Annotated in this window: 11 protein-coding genes; 4 read left to right on the forward strand and 7 right to left on the reverse strand. The window is 74.0% G+C overall.

Annotated features, from left to right (window positions below; all coding sequences use genetic code 11):
- Nucleotide 1 precedes the first annotated feature (1 nt).
- Nucleotides 2–3,316: an AfsR/SARP family transcriptional regulator gene (locus tag Pta02_RS08010; protein ID WP_203874055.1), complete on the forward strand. Its 3,315-nt coding sequence runs from the start codon at nt 2–4 to the stop codon at nt 3,314–3,316.
- Between the two features lie 87 nt (nt 3,317–3,403).
- Here the strand turns inward: Pta02_RS08010 and Pta02_RS08015 are convergent, their stop codons facing one another.
- The 4 genes from Pta02_RS08015 to Pta02_RS08030 all read right to left on the reverse strand — a co-directional run bounded on the left by Pta02_RS08015 (nt 3,404) and on the right by Pta02_RS08030 (nt 9,032).
- Entirely contained in the window at nt 3,404–3,676 is a 273-nt protein-coding gene (locus Pta02_RS08015) for a hypothetical protein (RefSeq protein ID WP_203874056.1), read from the reverse strand.
- A 75-nt stretch (nt 3,677–3,751) separates the two neighbouring features.
- Nucleotides 3,752–7,105, reverse strand: a complete 3,354-nt coding sequence (locus Pta02_RS41095) for a DEAD/DEAH box helicase (RefSeq protein ID WP_239129872.1) — start codon at nt 7,103–7,105, stop codon at nt 3,752–3,754.
- A gap of 146 nt (nt 7,106–7,251) precedes the next feature.
- The gene (locus tag Pta02_RS08025) at nt 7,252–8,070 is read right to left on the reverse strand and encodes an ABC transporter permease (protein WP_239129873.1); all 819 of its coding nucleotides are present in this window, start codon (nt 8,068–8,070) and stop codon (nt 7,252–7,254) included.
- Nucleotides 8,067–9,032 (reverse strand): ATP-binding cassette domain-containing protein, encoded by a 966-nt coding sequence (locus Pta02_RS08030; RefSeq protein WP_203874057.1) that lies wholly within the window; start codon nt 9,030–9,032, stop codon nt 8,067–8,069. The genes Pta02_RS08025 and Pta02_RS08030 overlap by 4 nt, the downstream gene beginning before the upstream one ends.
- A 210-nt stretch (nt 9,033–9,242) precedes the next feature.
- On the opposite strand from Pta02_RS08030, the gene Pta02_RS08035 reads away from it, so the two are divergent.
- Nucleotides 9,243–9,815, forward strand: a complete 573-nt coding sequence (locus Pta02_RS08035; protein WP_239129882.1) for a PH domain-containing protein — start codon at nt 9,243–9,245, stop codon at nt 9,813–9,815.
- A complete protein-coding gene (locus Pta02_RS08040; RefSeq protein WP_203874058.1) occupies nt 9,812–11,923 on the forward strand; it encodes a PH domain-containing protein in 2,112 nt (703 codons plus the stop codon). The genes Pta02_RS08035 and Pta02_RS08040 overlap by 4 nt, the downstream gene beginning before the upstream one ends.
- A 218-nt stretch (nt 11,924–12,141) precedes the next feature.
- On the opposite strand, the gene sepH is transcribed toward Pta02_RS08040, so the two are convergent.
- From sepH to Pta02_RS08055, 3 genes are all read right to left on the reverse strand, one after another.
- On the reverse strand, nt 12,142–14,253 hold the full coding sequence (gene sepH, locus Pta02_RS08045) for a septation protein SepH (RefSeq protein WP_203874059.1): 2,112 nt from the start codon (nt 14,251–14,253) through the stop codon (nt 12,142–12,144).
- Nucleotides 14,254–14,756: 503 nt separating this feature from the next.
- The gene (locus Pta02_RS08050) at nt 14,757–16,055 is read right to left on the reverse strand and encodes a D-arabinono-1,4-lactone oxidase (protein ID WP_203874060.1); all 1,299 of its coding nucleotides are present in this window, start codon (nt 16,053–16,055) and stop codon (nt 14,757–14,759) included.
- Nucleotides 16,056–16,070: 15 nt separating this feature from the next.
- The gene (locus Pta02_RS08055) at nt 16,071–17,267 is read right to left on the reverse strand and encodes an MFS transporter (protein ID WP_203874061.1); all 1,197 of its coding nucleotides are present in this window, start codon (nt 17,265–17,267) and stop codon (nt 16,071–16,073) included.
- Between the two features lie 144 nt (nt 17,268–17,411).
- Between Pta02_RS08055 and Pta02_RS08060 the strand changes: the two genes are divergently transcribed.
- Nucleotides 17,412–18,617: a lytic transglycosylase domain-containing protein gene (locus Pta02_RS08060; protein ID WP_203874062.1), complete on the forward strand. Its 1,206-nt coding sequence runs from the start codon at nt 17,412–17,414 to the stop codon at nt 18,615–18,617.
- Nucleotides 18,618–18,623: the final 6 nt, after the last annotated feature.

The following is an 18,623-nucleotide window of genomic DNA, read 5'->3' on the forward strand; positions in this document are numbered from 1 at the left end:
GGTGAGCTTGGACACGGAGACGAGTTTCACCGTCCTCGGCCCTCTGGAGATCCACCGCCGTGGCGAGAAGGTGGAGATCGCCGGTCAACGGCTCCGTACGCTCCTGGCCCTGCTGCTCCTCGACGCGGGCAGGCCCGTACCGGTCGACCGGCTGGTCGCCGGGGTGTGGGGGGACCGCCCGCCGGTCGCGGCGGGCAACGCCCTGCAGGCCCTGGTGTCCCGGCTCCGCGCGTCCCTGGGCGATCTGCGGGGCCTGGTCGAGGCCGTCCCCGCCGGCTACCGGCTGGCCGTCGCCCCCGACCTGGTGGACGCCCACCGCTTCGCCCGGCTGGCGGCCGAGGGCCGGGACGCGCTCGCCGCGGGCTCCGCGGCCCAGGCGGCCGCCGTCCTGCGGGCCGCGCTCGATCTCTGGCGCGGCCCGGCCCTGGCCGGCCTGTCCGCGGACGAGGACGTCACCGCCGCCGTCACCCGGCTGGAGACCCTCCGCCTGGCCGCCCTGGAGGACCGGATCGAGGCCGACCTGCTGCTCGGCCGCGCCGCCGAGGCGGCCGCCGAGCTGCCCGCCCTGGTCGCGGCCCACCCGCTGCGGGAACGGCTGCGCGGCCAGCTCATGCGCGCGCTGTACGGCTCGGGCCGCCGGGTCGAGGCGCTGGCCGCCTTCGAGGAGGCCCGCGCCGCCTTCGCCGAGGAGCTGGGCGCGGACCCCTCGCCCGCGCTGGCCGGGCTCCACCTGTCCATGCTGCGCCACGAGTGGTCCGAGGGCCGTGTCACGCCGCAGGGCCGTACCCGGCCCGGGACGCCCGGCGGCTCTTCCGGAATGACCGGAGCCTCCGAACGCAGCGGGTCTTCCGGCGGGAGCGGGTCGCCCGGAGAGCGCGACCGGCCCGCGCGGCCCGGCAACCTGCGGGCGAGGCTGACCAGCTTCGTGGGCAGGGAACGGGACGTGGCCCGGCTGGCGGACCTGCTGGCCGAGCACCGCCTGGTCACGCTGACCGGGCCCGGCGGCGCGGGCAAGACCCGGCTGGCGGTCGAGTGCGCGGACGCGGTCGCCGGGAGGATGCCCGACGGGGTGTGGATGGTCGAGCTCGCCCCGGTGGCCGAGCCGTCGCAGGTGCCGCAGGCGGTGTTCTCGGCGCTGGAGCTGCGTGACGGCTCCCCGGTACCCCCGCCCGGCGCCCTTCCCCTGCAGGACGCCCGCGATCTGGTCTCCCGCCTGGTCGCGGCCCTGAAGGGGAAGCGGCTGCTGATCATCATGGACAACTGCGAGCACCTGGTCGAGGCGGCGGCCGCGCTCGCCGACCGGCTGCTGGCCGGCTGCCCCGGGGTGCGCGTCCTGGCCACCGGCCGCGAACCCCTGGCGATCACCGGAGAGCTGACCTGGCCGGTGCCGCCGCTGGAGCTGCCCCCCGACGGGCAGGAGGACGGGGCTCTGGACTATCCCGCCGTCCGCCTGTTCGCCGAGCGCGCCGCGGCCGTCCGCCCCGGCTACCTGCCCGGCGCGGAGGCGGGCGCGGTGGTGCGGATCTGCCGGGAGCTCGACGGGATGCCGCTGGCCATCGAGCTGGCCGCCGCCCGGCTCCGGTCGCTGTCGGCCGGCCAGATCGCCGACCGTCTCGACGACCGGTTCCGGCTGCTGACCGGCGGCAGCCGTACGGCGCTGCCCCGCCACCAGACGCTCCGCGCGGTGGTGGAGTGGAGCTGGGACCTGCTGGACGGGCAGGAGCGCGCGCTCGCGAGGCGCCTGTCCGTCTTCACCGGCGGCGTCACCCTGGAGGCGGCCGAGCGGGTCTGCCACGGGGCGGGCCTGGAGCGGGCCGAGGTGTTCGACGTCCTGGCCCGGCTGGTGGACAAGTCCCTGCTGGCGGTCGTCGACCACGACACCGCCGCGCGCTACCGGATGCTGGAGACCATCCGCGCCTACGCCGCCGAACGGCTGGCCGAATCGGGGGAGCGGGACCGGGTACGGCTGGCGCACGCGGAGTTCTTCACCGGCCTGGCCGAGGCCGCCGACCCCGGGCTCCGCGACCACCGGCAGCCGGTGCGCATCGCCGAGATGTCCCGCGAGCACGACAACCTCTCGGCGGCGCTGCGCCGGACGACCGAGGCCGGGCGGCTGGACCTGGCGCTGCGCCTGGTCGGCGCCCTGGGCTGGTACTGGTGGCTGCGCGGTCACCGCGTCGAGGGCGCCCAGCGCGCCCGCGAGGTCCTCGACCTGGTGGACGGAGAGGCCGCCGCCGAGCCGCTGGCCCTGGCCAGGGCGGCCTACGGCACCAACGCGATGGGCGCCGGGATCGAGCTGGACAGGGCGCTGAGCGAGCTGACCGAGGCGATCCGGCTGGCCCGCGAGGAGCTCACGCCTCCCTGGCATCCCATGGTCGTGATCACGGGCCCGGTCGTCGCGGTCTTCCAGGGGCTCCCCCGCGGGGACAGCCGTTACCTGGAGGACATGTTCTCCCACCCCGATCCCTGGGTGGCGGCCCTGGGACACCTGTTCCACGGGTACGAGCACCTCACCGCGGGCCGGATCGACGTCTCGGAGAAGGAGTTCGCGACCTGCCTGGCCGGGTTCCGGGCGATCGGGGAGCGCTGGGGCGTGGGCAACGCGCTGGCCGCCCTGTCGGAGGTGGACTTCGTGCGCGGCGAGCCGGAGAGGGGAGTGGAGAAGGTCCGCGAGGCCATCGCCGTCCTGGAGGAGGCGGGCTCGGCCGACGAGGTCGCCTACATGCGCGGCAGGCTCGCCGTCGGGCTCAACCTGCTGGGAGAACGGGCGACCGCCGGCCGGCTGCTGGAGGAGTCCCTGCACGACGCCCTCAGGGGCGGGGACCGCGTGGCCGCGGTGACCCTGCTGCTCGCGCGGGGGGACTTCGCCCGCGAGGGCGGGAGTCTCATCGAGGCCAAGAGCCACTACGCCCGCGCCCTGCAGGTGGTGGACGAGGAGGCCAGCATGCCGGTCCAGGTCAGAGCGCTGACGGACGCCTCGCTGGGCCTGCTGGCCGAGCAGGAGGGCGACCTCGTCCGGGCCCGGCGGCTCCTGGACGCCGCGCTGCGGGAGGCCCTGACCTCCTCGGACTCCTGGGTGCTCGGCATGGTGCTGATCGGTCTCGCGGGCCTGGCGCTCTCCGAGGCCGACCCCGCCAGGGCGGCGGTCCTGCTCGGCGGGGCCGCGACGATCCGCGGCATCGAGTCGGTGATCGACTTCGACCACGTCCGGATCACCGAACGCGCGAGGACCGCCCTGGGAGAGCAGGACTTCCGGCGCTCCTACGAGCACGGCCGTACCCTCCCGCGCGAGGAGATCGTCTCTCTGACCGGCTGACCGGCTGACCGGCTGACCGGCTGACCGGCTGACCGGCTGACCGGCTGACCGGCTGACCGGGGCCGGGGGCCGGTGCGCCGGTCGGGGTCAGCCTCCGGACAGTTCCCGGTAGGGCCTTCTCAGCAGGTCGACCAGCGGGATGTGGCGCACTTTGACCTGGGGCGGCTCCACCGCGCGCAGCAGCAGGTCGGCGGGGGCCCCGGCGCCTCCCGCGCGGGGGCGCAGGCCGCTCAGTGAGACGGCGGGGGAGTAGAAGTCGCCCAGCCGGTCCTCGAACGGCGGATCCTGCGCCCCGGCCTCCGGGGTCGGACTCTCCTCGTGCGCCCCGGCCTCCGGGGTCGGACCCTCCTCGTGCCTCACCGGCTCCTGCTTCTCCCGCGTCCCGTCCCGGCTCACCGCTCCCACCCCATCCCGGCGTACGGTTCCCGCCCCATGTCAGCTCACCGCTCCGGGGCCCAGAGCGAACAGTTCGCGGAGCCGTTCGGTGGACAGACCGGTGATCCAGTCCTCGCCCGTGCCGACCACGCTCTCGGCGAGCGCCCTCTTTCTCTCGATCATCTCGTCGATCCGCTCTTCCAGGGTGTCCACGCAGATGAACTTCCTGACCTGCACGTTCCTGGTCTGGCCGATCCGGAACGCCCGGTCGGTCGCCTGCTGCTCCACCGCCGGGTTCCACCACCGGTCCACGTGGATCACATGGTTGGCGGCGGTCAGGTTGAGCCCGGTCCCGGCGGCCTTCAGCGACAGCAGGAACAGCATGGGCTCGTCGTCGTTCTGGAAGCGTTCGACCAGGGCCTCGCGTCTCCTCCCGGACAGCCCTCCGTGCAGCCACAGCACCGGCCGGTCCAGGTGGGCGGCGAGGTAGGGCGCGAGCAGGGAGCCGAACTCGGTGTACTGGGTGAACACCAGGGCTTTGTCGCCCTCCTCGACGACCTCCGCGGCGATCTCCTCCAGCCGGGCCAGCTTCCCCGACCGCCCGGCCAGGGGAGAACCGTCCTTGAGCAGGTGGGCGGGGTGGTTGCAGATCTGCTTGAGCCGGGTCATCGTCGCCATGACGTTGCCGCGCCGTTCGATGCCCTCGCTGCCGTCGATCTTTCCGAGCATGTCGTCGACCACCGCCTTGTACAGCTCCGCCTGCTCGGGGGTGAGCGTGCACCAGACCTTCATCTCCAGCTTCTCGGGCAGGTCGGAGATGATCGACCGGTCGGTCTTGAGGCGCCGCAGCACGAACGGCCCGGTGGCCCGCTTCAGCGCCCGGGCGGCGTCCTCGTCGCCCCTGGTCTCGATCGGCTCGCGATAGCGCAGGTGGAAGCGCCTGGCCGGGCCGAGCAGGCCGGGGTTGCAGAACTCCATGATCGACCAGAGTTCGGCGAGGTGGTTCTCGACCGGCGTGCCGGTCAGCGCCAGCCGGGTCCGGGCCGGGATCGACCGCACCGCCCGCGACTGCAGCGCCGCGCTGTTCTTGATCGCCTGGGCCTCGTCGCAGACGACCCGGTCCCACTCCAGCCCGGCCAGCGCCCCGAGGTCCCGCAGCGCCGTGCCGTAGGTGGTGATGACCAGATCGGCCTCCCGTACGGCCGCCGCCAGCTCCTCCCCGCGCCTGCGGCCCCCGCCGTGGTGGACATGGACCCGCAGCGAGGGAGCGAACCTGGCGGCCTCCTTGCGCCAGTTGCCGATCAGCGACATCGGGCAGACGAGCAGCGTCGGCGGCGGCCCGCCCGCCGTCCGTTCGGCGAGCAGCAGGGACAGCGTCTGCGCCGTCTTGCCCAGGCCCATGTCGTCGGCCAGCACGCCGCCGAGGCCGAGCCGCGACAGGAAGCTCAGCCATGACAGGCCGCGCTCCTGGTAGGGGCGGAGGGTGCCCCGGAAGGCGTCCGGGGTGGCGACGGGAGTGAGACGGCGGTCCGGCTCACCGGAGAACAGGGCGCCGAGGAAACCGTCGGCGTCCACGCCGACCAGCGGCAGCTCCTCCTCACCGCCCTCCACGACCTCCCGGATCACCTGTCCCACGGTCGTCTCGCCGCCGCGCCGCCGTCCGACGACCCGCATGGCGGCCTTGAGCTGGGCGTCGTCGAGCTCGACCCACCGGTCCCCGATCCGGACCAGGGGAATCCGGCGGGCGGCCAGCTCGGCCAGCTCCTCCTCGCCGATCGTGTGATCGCCGACGGCCACCTCGACCCGGACGTTCACCGGGCCCTCCAGCCCGGCTCCCGGATCGTCACCGGTCATGCGGGCGGTCAGCTTGAGCCCCAGACCCTGACGCCCGGCCCAGGCGGGCAGCAGCACGCCGTACCCGGCGGCCCGCAGCACGGGGGCGCCGTGGCGCAGGAAAGAGAACGCCCAGGCCGGCTCCACCGCCAATCCGGAGGGCTCCGGATCGCGCAGCGCGAGGTGCAGGTCGGGGTGGAGCCGTACGGCACGCCCGAGCTCGGCGCGCAGGAGCTCCGGCGCATGCTCGGGCAACCACGCCGCCCGTTCCCCGGAACGGATTCGATCGGCGGACAGGTACGGGACCTCCGTCTCCGCGGCCTGCGACCGGGAGGCGGAGACGCCGGATGAGACGGGCCGACGACGGGTTCCGGAATCCGTCCCTCGCGCTCCGGAGGGGGCGGGCCGGGGGCGGGTTCCGGAGCCCGTCCCTTGCGCTCCGGAGGTGGCGCCATCGGACGGGGCGGGCCGGGGGCGGGTCCCCGCCTCAGATCCGTACGGTCTTGTGAGGAGGGCACCGGACGGCGCCAGGCCGAACTCCACCTTCCACAGGTCGTCGTCCCCGGCCGGCTCGATGAGCCGGAAGCAGGCGCGGACCGGGCCGTCCAGCTCGTGAGCGGCGGCGAACCACCCGTCCAGGGCCCGGCCCAGCTCCGCCGCCTCGGCCGGCTTCGCCCCGGGGAGCGAGGCGTCCTCACCGGTCAGCGCGTGCAGCCAGCGGTCGGACAGCGCCGTCTTCGGACCCGGCCGGGGTCCGGTGATCAGGCGATCCGGCAGCGACGACCGCGCCGCGCCGTCCGCCAGCCCGTCCAGGGCCTCGCGAAGCACCTCCGCGGACGGCCGCTCCTCGCCCACGGCACGGCAGACCGGCGGCATCGCGGCGGCGAGGGCACCGAAGGCGGCCCGGTCGTCCCCGGTCAGCACCGGCCGCCAGCGGGCGGCGTGCACGCCGTACTCGACAGTGAGCTGGGGCAGGATCCGGCCCCGCCGTACCAGGGAACGGGCGTGTTCGGCCACGACGGCGAGGTAGCGCAGCGACAGGCCCGGGATCCACCGGGGCGCCCGTCCGAGCCCGCCGAAGAGATCGCCGGGAGAGGCCGGAAGACCGGGATCGGCCGTGCCGTCGCCCGGCTGGAGCGTCAGGACCTCGTCGAGGAGGCGCAGGGCCTCGGCCGGGGGAAGCAGGAGGGCGGGGACGCGCCAGGGGGTGATCCTGGGCTTCCTCGCCGTGGTGGAGAGCCCCGACTCGGGCGACGGTGACGGGCCCTTCGCGGACCCCGGCAGGAGAAGGACCAGCTCGGCCGCCCGACCTGCTCCGGCGGCCGTCGAGAGGGCGGCCGCCGGGGAAGCGGCCGGGCGGTTGCCGACGGCGGGCGGGACGGTGGCGGGGCCGTCGGCGGCCGGTGAGGGGATGATCGGGGTGTCGCCGGTCGGGAACAGGGCGGCGCCGAGGAGGTGGGCGGGGGCCGCGAAGGGGTGGGGGCGCGAGGCGGCACGGGAGACGGGAACGGGGCCCCGGGCGGTGTCCTCCGCCCAGAGCCCCAGCCTGCCGTCCACCCACGCACCGTGGACCACCAGCACGCGACCACCCCGCCTCTCGCCGACCTGCCCGCCCCGGACGCGCCCCCCGCGGACGCATCTGAGGGATCATGCCACGGCGGGCCCGCGGAGTCGCGCCCTTATCTGCGGCTCATACGTTGCACGGCTCATGGGCGCTCATATGCGGTTCATACGCGGTTACGGAAGGCGCGGATCGCCAGGGGGGCGAAGACCACGGCGAATCCGGCCGCCCAGAGCAGGGAGACCATCGTGGGCGTCGCGACCTCACCGCCGATCATCAGGCCGCGGATGGCATCGGCCAGATGGGTGACCGGGTTGATGTCGGACCAGGCCTCCAGCCAGCCCGGGAAGGTCTGCGACGGCACCAGCGCGCTACTGGTGAACGTCAGCGGCATCATCGTCGAGAAGGCGATCATCTGCACCTTCTCCGGGCTGGAGGCCTTCAGGCCGATCAGCACCGACATCCACGACATCGCCAGGGCGACCACCACCAGCAGCGCCAGGGCGCCCAGCAGGCCGGCGACGCTGGTCTCGACCCGGAAGCCCAGGATCATGCCGAAGCCGACGAGCAGGGCGAAGGCCCACACCTGCTTGACGGTGTCGGCGATGATCCGCCCGGACAGCGGCGCGGTGCGGGCGATGGGCAGGCTCCGCAGCCGGTCGAAGACGCCCTTGGTGATGTCGGTGTTCAGGCCGATCGCGGTGGACAGCGTGTAGAACAGGGCGTTCTGCACCAGGAGCCCGGGCAGCGCGAACTGCAGATAGTCACCCGTCGACCCGGAGATCGCGCCGCCGAACACGTAGGTGAACAGCAGCAGGAACATGATGGGCTGGATGCTCAGGTCGAGCAGCTCCCAGGGGTTGTGCTTGACCTGCACGAGGCTGCGCCAGGAGAGCGTCATGGTCTGCCTGAGCGTGGCCAGCGGGGTGACGTGCCTGCCGGCGGCCGGCATCGCCGTCGTGGCCGCCGTCGTCATCGTCGTCATGCGAAGACCTCTTCCTTCTCCCCGGCGGGCTCCTCGGCCCGGTGGCCGGTCAGGGCCAGGAACACCTCGTCGAGGCTGGACTTGCGCAGCGCCAGCTCGGTCGCGACCACGCCCAGGTCGTCGAGCCGGCGGACGACCGCGGGAACGGCCGCCGGGTCGTGGACGGACACCGTGACCCTGCCGCCGTCCAGGTCGGGGGTCTCGCCGATGACGTCGGTGACGACCTGCGCGACCAGGTCGAGGTGGGCGGCCTCCAGCGGGCGGACCTCCAGGATCTGCGCGCCGGTGGTCGCCTTCAGCTCGTCGGAGGTTCCCGAGGCGATCACCTTGCCGTGGTCGAAGACCACGATGTCGTCGGCGAGCTGGTCGGCCTCCTCGAGGTACTGGGTGGTGAGCAGGACCGTCACCCCGTCGGCCATCAGGCCGCGCACGACGCTCCACAGCTCCGTGCGGCTCCGGGGGTCGAGGCCGGTGGTGGGCTCGTCGAGGAACAGCACCTGCGGCCGCCCGACCAGGCTCGCCGCCAGGTCCAGACGGCGGCGCATGCCGCCCGAGTAGGTCTTGGTGGCCCGCCCGCCGGCCTCCGACAGGTCGAACCTCGCCAGCAGCTCCTCCGCCCTGCGCCGGGAGTCGGCCCTCGACATGCCGAGCAGGCGGCCGATCATCATGAGGTTCTCGACGCCGGTGAGCATCTCGTCCACCGCGGCGTACTGCCCGGTGAGACCGATGAGCGAGCGCACCCGGTGGGCGTCCTTCGTCACGTCGAAGCCGCCGACCGCGGCCCGGCCCTCGTCCGGGCGCAGCAGGGTCGCCAGGATCCGCACGGCGGTGGTCTTGCCCGCGCCGTTCGGCCCCAGAACGCCGAGGAGGCGCCCCTGCGGCACCGCGAGGTCGACTCCGTCGAGCGCCCGGGTCTCCCCGTAGCGCTTGGCCAAGCCTTCCGCCTGGATGGCATACCGCATGATTCGTTTCTCCTTCGTCGGCTCGTTCCTTCAGCATGGCGAGCCCCACTGACACTTTTCCGACCGCGCGCTGACGGGGGGACGGGGCCGCTGACATATGGCTGACACGGCCCTCCCATCCGCCGGAACATGACCGTTTAGGCTGATGGTGTGGACGACCAAAGTGGCGCGAAAAGGGACGTAGCAGACGGAACGCGCAGAGGCGGCCGAGTGGGCGAACACCTTCGTCCGGCCGGGCGGACCGAGGGCGTCCCCCTGCGCGACCCGGCCCACCCGGTGTCCCGCCGGGCCATCGGCCTGTGGCTGCTGCAAGGGGTGATCTGGACGGCGATCCTGACCCTCGTCGCGTACCTTCTGGCCGGTTGGGTCGGTAACGCCTCCTGGCTGGCCGGCGGAGCCGGCGACGACTCGTGGCTGCCCGGCTGGGTGGCCGGCAACATCGATCTCCTGCCGTGGCTGACGGGGATCGTCCTGCTCGGCCTGACGGTCACCGAGTCGCTGTGGCGCTACGCGACGCACCGCTGGGAGCTCACCGGCGACGTGGTCTACGCGCGGTCGGGCTGGATCAGCCGGGACTGGGTCTTCGTGCCCGTGAGCCGGATCCAGACCGTGGACAAGGCGCAGGGCTGGTTCGAGCGGATGTTCGGCCTGGCCACGGTGGAGATCCGTACGGCCTCCCACGCGGGATCGTCCACGATCAAGGGCCTCGACTACGAGGTGGCCGCGGGACTCGCCGCCGAACTGGCCCGCCGGGCCGAAGAACTGAGGGACGACGCGACGTGATCGACCCCTCCGCCCCCGAGCCGGTCCGCTCCGAGCCGGTCCATCCGGAACCGTCCGTCTCCGGGCCGGTCCACTCCGGGCCGGTCCACTCCGAGCCGTCCGCCCCCGGATCGGCCCATTCCGGCCGGTCCGCCTCCGAGCCGGTCCGTCCCGGGTCGTCCCAAGCGGGGCCACCCGGCCCCGGCGTGCCCGCCCCCGGGCCGATCGTTCCCGGGGTCCCCGGTCTCGGGCCGTCCGCCCCGGGGCCGTACGGCGTGCCGGCCGTACCGGCGTTGCGGCTCAGCCCGAAGGTGCTGCTGACCTATCCGATCCGGATGCTGCCCTCTCTCTTCCTGCCGCTGGTCGGCGTCCTGTTCATCGGCGGCTTCTCGCCCGGCTCGTTCGCGTGGGCGGCGTTCGGCGTCGTGGGCTCCGTCGTCTACTCCGCCGTGCGCTGGGCGACCTTCACCTACCAGGTCGTCGGCGACCGGCTGGAGCTCACCCGGGCGCTGATCAGCCGGTCGGTACGGACGATCCCGCTGGAGCGGGTACGCGGCGTCGACGTCAGCATGCCGCCGTTGCACCGCCTGCTCGGCATCGCCGTACTGAGGGTCGACACCGGCGCGGGCGGCTCCGAGAAGCAGGAGGGCGAGCTCGACGGCGTGACCGTGGCCGAGGCCGAGCGGCTCCAGGCCGTACTGCTGTGGCACGCCCGGGCCCGCATGGCCCGGCGCGCCGCGGCGGCGCAGGGGGGCGTCACGGAGGCCACCGGGCACGGTACGGCGGGCGGCGCGGTGGCCGGTGCTCCCGGCGCGTACACACCGGACGTTCCGATGACCGGCGCTCCGGGCGCGTACGGCCCGGGCGTCCCGGTGACCGGTGTTCCCGGAACGGGCGGTGCCGGGATCCCGGGCGCCGGTGCCCCCGGCGGTCCCGGCGGGGGAGGCTCGGGGACCCCGGCCGCCGGCGGCTCCGGCGCGGGAGGTGCGGACGTCCCGTTCGGCGGCCCCGGCGTGAGCGTCCCGGCCGGGATGGCGCCCGGCACCGCGGGACCCGCCGAAGTCCGTCACGAGGTCGGCGAGAGGACCCCCGAGCGCGTGTTCCTCGTGGTGCCGCGCAAGTGGCTCACCTACGGTCCGCTGTCGGGAGCGTACCTGCTCACCCCGTTCGCGCTGATGGCCGGTGCCGTGGGCGCCGCGTTCCAGTGGGGCGAAGAGCTCAACATCGACCGGCGGATCATGTGGGACGCGGGGGAGTGGCTGTGGGAGCACCCCCTCCTGCTGGCCGCGGGCTTCGTCCTGTTGCTGCTGGCCATGCCGGTCGTCGGCGTGGTGATGTACTCGGTGTTCAACTGGGACTTCACCCTGCGGGCGCGCGAGGGCTATCTCGTGGCGGACCGCGGCCTGGTCAACCGCAGGAGCGTCTCGCTGGAGCGCCGCAGGGTACGCGGGTTCGAGCTGGTCGAGGGCCCGGCCGAGCGCAGGACGGGCATGGCCAGGGCGTGGGCGATCGTCACCGGGCTCGGTGACTCGCAGACCCGCGGCCAGCTGCTGCCGGTGGTGCCGCGCGAGGTGGCGCTGGAGGTGGTGGGGGAGGCGATCGGCCCGATCACGACGAGCCTGCGGCCCCACCCCCCGGCGGCGCGCAGGCGCAGACTGTTCAGGGCGATCTTCCCGTGGCTGGTGGTCGCCGCGTGCGCGACGGCGGCGGCCGTGACCTGGTCCGGGTTCTGGTGGGCGCTCGCGGTGCCGGCCCTGGTCCTGGCGGCGCTGGGCGTGCCGCTCGGCCTCGACCGCTACCGTTCGCTCGGGCACACCTACGACGGCTCCCGCCTGTCGGTCAGGTCCGGGTCGCTGCGCCGGTCCCAGGCGGTGGTGGAACGGCGTGCCGTGGTCGGCTGGTCACTCAGCCAGACCTGGTTCCAGCGCAAGGCCGGGCTGCTGACCGTGACCGCGGGAGTGGGTGCGGGCACCGGCGGCTACGCCGCCCTGGACATGGGGGAGACCCAGGGCGTCGACTTCATCGCCGAGGTCACCCCCGACTGGCTCGTCCCGTTCATCGCCTCCGCCCCGGCCGGAACCGCCGAGTCGCCGGAGGTCTCCGGACGGCCGTCGGCGACCTCTGATTGAACGCCACCGGCGGCCGATCGAACGGCTGAGCGCCGTCAGTGACCGATCCAGTAACCGATCGAACGGCTGAGCGCCGCCGGCGGCCGGTCGGACGCCTCCGGGCGGGGGCCGGGGCGACCTCCGGCCGAATGCCGAGCGCCCCACGGCGGGACCGCCGGTGGTGCCGGTGGCGGCCGTCGTGGGGCGCGTGCGAGGTTGGGCGGTCGGCCCGGGCGCGGTCAGTCGGGGCGGCGGGCGCCGAACATGATCTCGTCCCAGGTCGGTACGGAGGCGCGGCGGCCTCGGGACTTCTTCGCCGGACGTGCGGGCGTGGGCTTGGGCACCGGTGCGGGGGCCGGGGGCTCCGCGGGCGCGGCGGGAGGCTGCTCGGCCGCGGGGGGCTCGGCGGGCTTGCCCGTGCGCGTCTCCTGCGCGGGCTCCACCGGCGCCGTGCCACCCTCCGAGGGCTTGCCGTTCAGCTTGTCCACGCTCACCCGGGCCGCGGGCACCGCGATCGACGAGTCGGCGGCGGGCTCGGCCTCCGGAGCGGGGCCGGCGGCGGGCTCGCGACCGGACGCGGTCTCCTCGTCGGCCTTGGGAGCGGTGTGGGCGCCGGTGCCGGTCCGCGCGCCGTCACCCGCGTCCGGCCCCGCCGTCGCGGCGGGATCGGGCCCGGTCTCGGGCACGCGCACGTCACCGGTCCGCATCTCGGCAGAGGGACGGGACCCGCTCTCCGCCTCGGACGCGCGGGCGTCGCCGGCCCGCGCCTCGGCGGCGGGGCGAGACGCGCTCTCGGCGGTGGGAGGGGATCCGCTCTCCGCCTCGGACGCGCGGGCGTCGCCGGTCCGTATCTCGGCGGCGGGATCGGGCCCGGGCGTGCGGACATCACCGCTCCGCACCTCGGCGGCGGCGGGATGAGACGCGCTCTCGGCGGTGGGGCGGGACCCGCTGTGCACCTCGGGCGCGCGGTCGCTCGCCGTCTCCGCCGCGGGCCCGGGGCCGGAGGCGGCGACCTGGCCGGTCCCTTCCGCCGGGGCGGTGGGCGCGGGCACCGTGATGCCGGCGGGGGCCGTGCCCCGGCCGGACGGCGTCCCCGTGGCGGACACCTGCTCGGCCGGGGTGCGGGAGACGTTCGCCGGGTCGGCGGATGCGGCCGTGGTGGACGCGGCGGCCGTGGCGTCGGTGTCCGTCCGCGCGGGCTCGGAGGGGGGCTTCACGGGCTCGGAGGGCCGGAAGGCGGGCTCGGGTGCCCCGATCGGCCCCGGAGCGGGCTCCGTGGCCCTGACGGGCGTCTCAGGGGTCTCCGCGGAGACCGCCCTGGCCGATGGCCTGAAAGGCTCCGGGGCGGACGGGTCGGGGGCGCGCAGCGGCGGCACCGAGGGGATGGACGGGCCCTCGAACCCCTCCGGCAGCGGAGGCATCGGCGGACGCTCGTAGGACCTGGGCGCTTCCGGGGCGGCCTTGGGCAGCTCCGCGGCGGCGCGGCCGGCACCCGGGGCGGGCAGTTCGGGCGCGGCGCGGCCCGTGCCGGCGGCGGGGGGCTCCGGCGCCGCGGGCAGCTCGGAGGCCACGGGCGCGTCGGGCCGGAAGTAGGGTGCGGGCGGCTCGGGCTGCTGGTAGGCGGGCCGGGCCGGGGCCGCGGGCTCCTGCCGTATGACCGTGGGGAAGGACACCGGCGGCTGGCTCAGCGGCTCGGATCCCAGCGGCGGCACCGGGGCGAGCTTGGCCGCGCGCGGCACGAACGGCGTGACCGTGTTGTCCTCGACCGGATCGACGTATTCGCTCGCCGACAGGCGCATGGCCTCGTCGTCGTGCGGGGTGATGTGGCGGCGGCGCGGGTCGAAGAGCCATTCGGCGTTGCGCGTGTGACCGTTCCACATGAAGCCGAGCTTGATCCGCCACAGGTTGTCGTCGCGCTTGGCGGAGTCCCAGTCGATCTCGTCGGCGGGCACGCCGCGCCGGGTCAGCCGCTCGGCGACGAGATCGCCGAGGGTCGGACCGGGGGAGGACTCGCCGGGCAGCCGTACGGCGCAGCGCTGTGCCTGCTGGGCCATGTACTCGCGTTCCTGGAGGACGGGACCCTCGAACCACCGCACGCGCTCGACCGGGATGCCCGCCGTCGCGGCGATCTCCTCCGCGGTCTCGCCTGCACGGATGCGAGCCTGGATCTCCTTCGGGCGCAACGGACTCTCCACTTCGATCTCGTACTGGCCGAGACGGGAGAAGTTGCCGCGGACGGCAGCACGGAGCCGGTCGTCGACGGGCAGCGTGAACCGGGTCCCCCGGCCGGCTGTCGCCAGCACGAGATAGGTCCCGTCCTCGCTCACCGCGACGAGTCGGAGCTCCTGCATGCGAGTCCCTTCGTCGTCGTGCTCATTCTTCCCCCGGACCCTTGAGTCTCTCGCGTGTGCCGGTTGCCTGCCAGCACCGTACCCGGCATGTCCGAACATCGCCTTCCCGGAGGGGGCTAGCGACGATGTGACGCGCGTCACATTTACGTCTTTCATCCCTTATCGGTCACGAATATGGACTAGCAGGTCCGACGTTCCCCGGGGATTCTTCCGAATAACCCGTCGCGCCGCCGTGCACTTGGGCGAAGAGCCGGGATACGGCGGATCCGGACGGCAGGAGAAGATCATTTACAGGGGGCTCCCTCGGGGTTCGGGGTGGGCGAGGCCCTGTGAATGTGCCCGGGAAAGACGGTGCGGGAACCCCCGGACACGCGGGAGCGCCATTCTTCGCCGGAGCCTTGGCGCGCCCTTTTACCGGCACGCCCAGTTCCGGTCGTGCCGAGTTCCGGTCGTGCCGAGTTCCGGGCGCGCCGTCCCCGCCCTGCCCGGAATCGGGTGGCGGCTCAGGGACCCAGAACGGTCTCCAGATAGGCGTTGGAGAACAGACGCCCCGGATCCAGCCGGTCGCGCAGCGCCAGGAAGTCGGCGAAGCGCGGATAGACCGTGCTCAGATAGGCGGCGTCCCGGGTGTGCATCTTGCCCCAGTGCGGGCGGCCGCCGAGCCGCGTCATGATCTCCTCGACGCCCTCGAAGTAGGCGGGATTGGGCGTGGGCCGGTAGATGTGGCAGGCGACGTAGGCCGTCTCCCGGTCGTAGGCGGTGGACAGCCAGGCGTCGGAGGCCGGGGTGACCCGTACCTCGACCGGGAAGGTGATCTTCCAGTCCCGCCGCTCCACCAGGTCGCGGGTCTCGCGCAGGGCCTGGGCGAGATGGCGGCGCGGGACGGCGTACTCCATCTCCAGGAACCGCACCTCCCGCACGCTGGTGAAGACCTTGTAGGAGAGGTCCGTGTGCGTGGACGCCGACAGCGCCGCCGCGGAGACCGCGTTGAGCCGGGGGATCGCGCCGGGCAGGCGTGCGCCCGCCGCGCACAGCACGCCGAACAGGGTGTTCTCCAGGAACCTGTTGTCCAGCCAGTGCTTGAACGCGCTCGGCGGGTTCGCCGGCCCCTGGCTGCGGTTGTTGCGCTTGGCCAGGCAGGTGTCGGTGTGCGGCAGCCAGAAGAAGTCCAGGTGCTCGTTCTTGGAGGTGATCTCGTCGAGCGAGTCGAGGATCGCGCTCAGCGCCATCGGTTCCCGGGTGCTGCGCAGCAGGAACGACGGCTCGACCCGGAAGGTCACCGCCGTCAGCACGCCCAGCGCGCCCAGGCCCACCCGGGCGGCGTCGAACAGGTCGCGCCCTTCACCGGTGTCGTCCGCGCGGGCGGTGACGACCTCGCCGTCGGCGAGCACCAGCTCCAGCGCGAGCACCTGGTCGGCCAGCCCGCCGACGTCCCGGCCGGTCCCGTGGGTGCCGGTCTGGATGGCGCCGGCCAGCGTCTGGTCGGTGATGTCGCCCATGTTCGCCAGGGCCAGGCCCATCCGGTGCAGTTCCTCGTTGAGCACCCGCAGCGGGGTCCCCGCCGCCGCCCTCACCCAGCCGTCGCCGGTCTCCAGGATCCCGGTCAGCCCGTGCGGCCGCAGCAGCAGGCCGTCGGTCAGCGCGACGCCGGTGAACGAGTGCCCGGTGCCGGTCATGCGCACCCGCCGCCCGGACGCCGAGGCGTCCCGTACGGCCCGCACGACCTCCTCCACCGAGGAGGGGGTACGGATCTCGGAGGGCGTGACGGACTGGTTGCCCGCCCAGTTACGGAACTCGCGCATAAATATGAACGGTACTCATGATTTGGGCGAAGCAACAGGGGCGCGCAGCGACGTGGAGCCCGCGATCCCGATGACGGCGGCCAGGACGGCGCACCCGAAGGAGAAGGCGTAGGCGCTGGAGGCGCCGAACTCGTCGGTGAGCCGCCCGCCGGCCCAGGCGCCGATCGCCACGCCGAACCCGATCGCGGTGGAGACCCAGGACATCCCCTCGGTCAGCAGGGCGGGCGGGACCAGCCGCTCGATCAGCGAGTAGCCGGTGATGATCGTGGGGGAGATGGCCAGCCCCGCCAGGAACAGCGCCACCGCCATCACCCGGACGTCGCCGATCAGGGCGATCGGGGTCAGCCCCACCGCGAACACCGCCAGCGCGCGCACGAACCGGCTGCGCAGGGAGATCTTCCAGTGCCGCACGCCGTACCAGAGCCCGGAGACCATGCTGCCGGCCGCGACCGAGGCGAGCAGCAGCCCGGCCGCCGGCTTGACGCCGTGCTCCTCGGCGTAGGCGATGGTGATCACGTCCACCGAGCCGAAGACCGCGCCCATGGCCAGGAAGACGCAGGAGATCAGGATGATCCCCGGGATCGTGATCGGGCTGCCGGCGTGCCGCTCGCCGACGCGGACCGGCGGCTCGGTGCCGCGCTGCATGGCGAAGGCGAGGGTGCCCACGACGGTGCACACCAGGGTCACGATCAGGCCCGCGAAGGGGTTGACCATGGTGGCCAGGGCGGTGACGAGCGCCGGGCCGGCGACGAAGATGACCTCGTCGGCCACCGACTCGAACGAGAACGCCGTGTGCAGCCGGCTGGATCCGGCCAGCAGGTGGGACCAGCGGGCGCGCACCAGCGAGCCGAGCGGCACCGCGGCCGCGCCGACCACGAGGCCGGTCAGGAAGAGCGTCCAGGTGGGCGCCCCGAACTCGGCGCAGAGCATCAGGGCGGCCAGCGCGGCACCGTGCGTGATGACGAGCGGCACGATTACCCTGGCCTGACCGAATCTGTCCACCAGGCGTCCCATGAGGGGCGCGGCGATGGCGTAGGAGACGTTGACGGTGGCCGCGACCGCGCCCGCCATGCCGTACGAGCCGGTGAGGGCCTCGATGAGCAGCACGATGCCGATGCCGAGCATCGACATGGGCATCCGCCCGACGAAGCCCGAGATCACGAAACCCTTGACGCCGGGCGTGCTGAACAGCCCCCGGTACGGCCCGACCACCGATACACCCCTTCCGCACGCACCAGGCGTGGATCGCTCCGACTCTCGTTCACAAGACGGCCGCCCGGCAAGTGAGTTTTCCCACGAAGCTACGAATCACGGCATGCTGGGGCAAACGCCGTCAGAAAGGTGCGTCTTCCCGGGATGAGGATAGTGATCGTGGTGCTGGCCGGGCTGGCGGTCCTCGGAGCCGCCGCGGGCGCGGTGTTCCTGGCCGTGCGCCCCCTCCTGCCGGCCGCGACCCCCGTGGCCAGGAGCGAGGTCCCCGACCTGGCGGTGCTCGCCCCGCAGGCCGGGCGCCCGCAGGCCGCTCCCGTCCAGACCGCCGCTCCCGTCCAGAGCGCCACGCCGGCCCAGGCCGCGGAGGGGCCCGGGATCTCCCTCACCCCGCCCCGGCTGATGGTGATCTCCCACGCCACCCTCCCGGAGCGGACGAAGGAGGACATCGCCGGGCTCAAGCACGTCGAGAAGATCGCCTCCTTCGACGGCGGGGCGGTGACGGTGTCCGGGACCGGCCTCAACCTGCTCGCGGTCGACCCGGCGCTCTTCCGCGCCTGGGCGCCCGAGGGCGTGGCCGGTCAGCAGGAGGTCTGGAACGCGCTGCTGCGGGGCGAGGTCGTCGCCGACGGCGGGGCGGTGCGCCGGCTGGGGCTGGTCCTGGGGTCGCACTACCAGGTGGACGGGGGACCCCGGCTGCGGGTCGCCGCCTCGGCCCGCCTCGGGCTGCCCGGCGTCGACGGGCTGGTGGGCGTGGAGACCGGGCGGCGGCTGGGCCTGCTGCCCGGGGTGGCGCTGCTGGTGCACGCCCCGCAGAAGGCGGCCGGCACCCTGGAGGCGGGGGTGCGCAAGCTGCTGGGGGCGGGGTCCCAGGTGGTGGCGGTCGGCACCGGGAAGGCCACCGCCGAGTCCGCCGGGCAGGCGCCCGCCGCGACGGCGCGGCCGCAGGCGGCGGGCCGGGCGACCGTCGGGCGGCCCGGCAACTATCTGGAGCTCTACCGCAGGTCGGCCGGGGTCTGCCCCGGCCTGTCCTGGACGGTGCTGGCCGCGATCGGGCAGGTGGAGAGCTCGCACGGGCGCAACAACGGCCCCTCGTCGGCGGGGGCGCAGGGCCCCATGCAGTTCATGCCCGCCACCTGGAAGGCGTACGGCGTGGACGGCGACGGGGACGGCGTCGCCGACATCTGGAGCCCCTACGACGCCGTGCCCTCGGCGGCCAACTATCTGTGCGCCAACGGCGCCGGGCAGGGCGGCGAGAAGCTGGAGAAGGCCATCTGGTTCTACAACCACTCGTGGTCGTATGTGAGCAAGGTCCTGGCCGTCTCCGAGGCCTACGCCCGCACCTACCCCTGAACCCGG

It is taken from the genome of Paraplanobispora takensis, from assembly GCF_016863195.1.
GTDB classification, from domain to species: Bacteria; Actinomycetota; Actinomycetes; order Streptosporangiales; family Streptosporangiaceae; genus Planobispora; species Planobispora takensis.

Bases quoted from the DNA above. Each gene is read 5' to 3' on its own strand.
- sepH (WP_203874059.1), bottom strand. From the start codon at position 14,253: ATGCAGGAGCTCCGACTCGTCGCGGTGAGCGAGGACGGGACCTATCTC.
- Pta02_RS08050 (WP_203874060.1), bottom strand. From the start codon at position 16,055: ATGCGCGAGTTCCGTAACTGGGCGGGCAACCAGTCCGTCACGCCCTCC.
- Pta02_RS08030 (WP_203874057.1), bottom strand. From the start codon at position 9,032: ATGCGGTATGCCATCCAGGCGGAAGGCTTGGCCAAGCGCTACGGGGAG.
- Pta02_RS08025 (WP_239129873.1), bottom strand. From the start codon at position 8,070: ATGACGACGATGACGACGGCGGCCACGACGGCGATGCCGGCCGCCGGC.
- Pta02_RS08060 (WP_203874062.1), top strand. From the start codon at position 17,412: ATGAGGATAGTGATCGTGGTGCTGGCCGGGCTGGCGGTCCTCGGAGCC.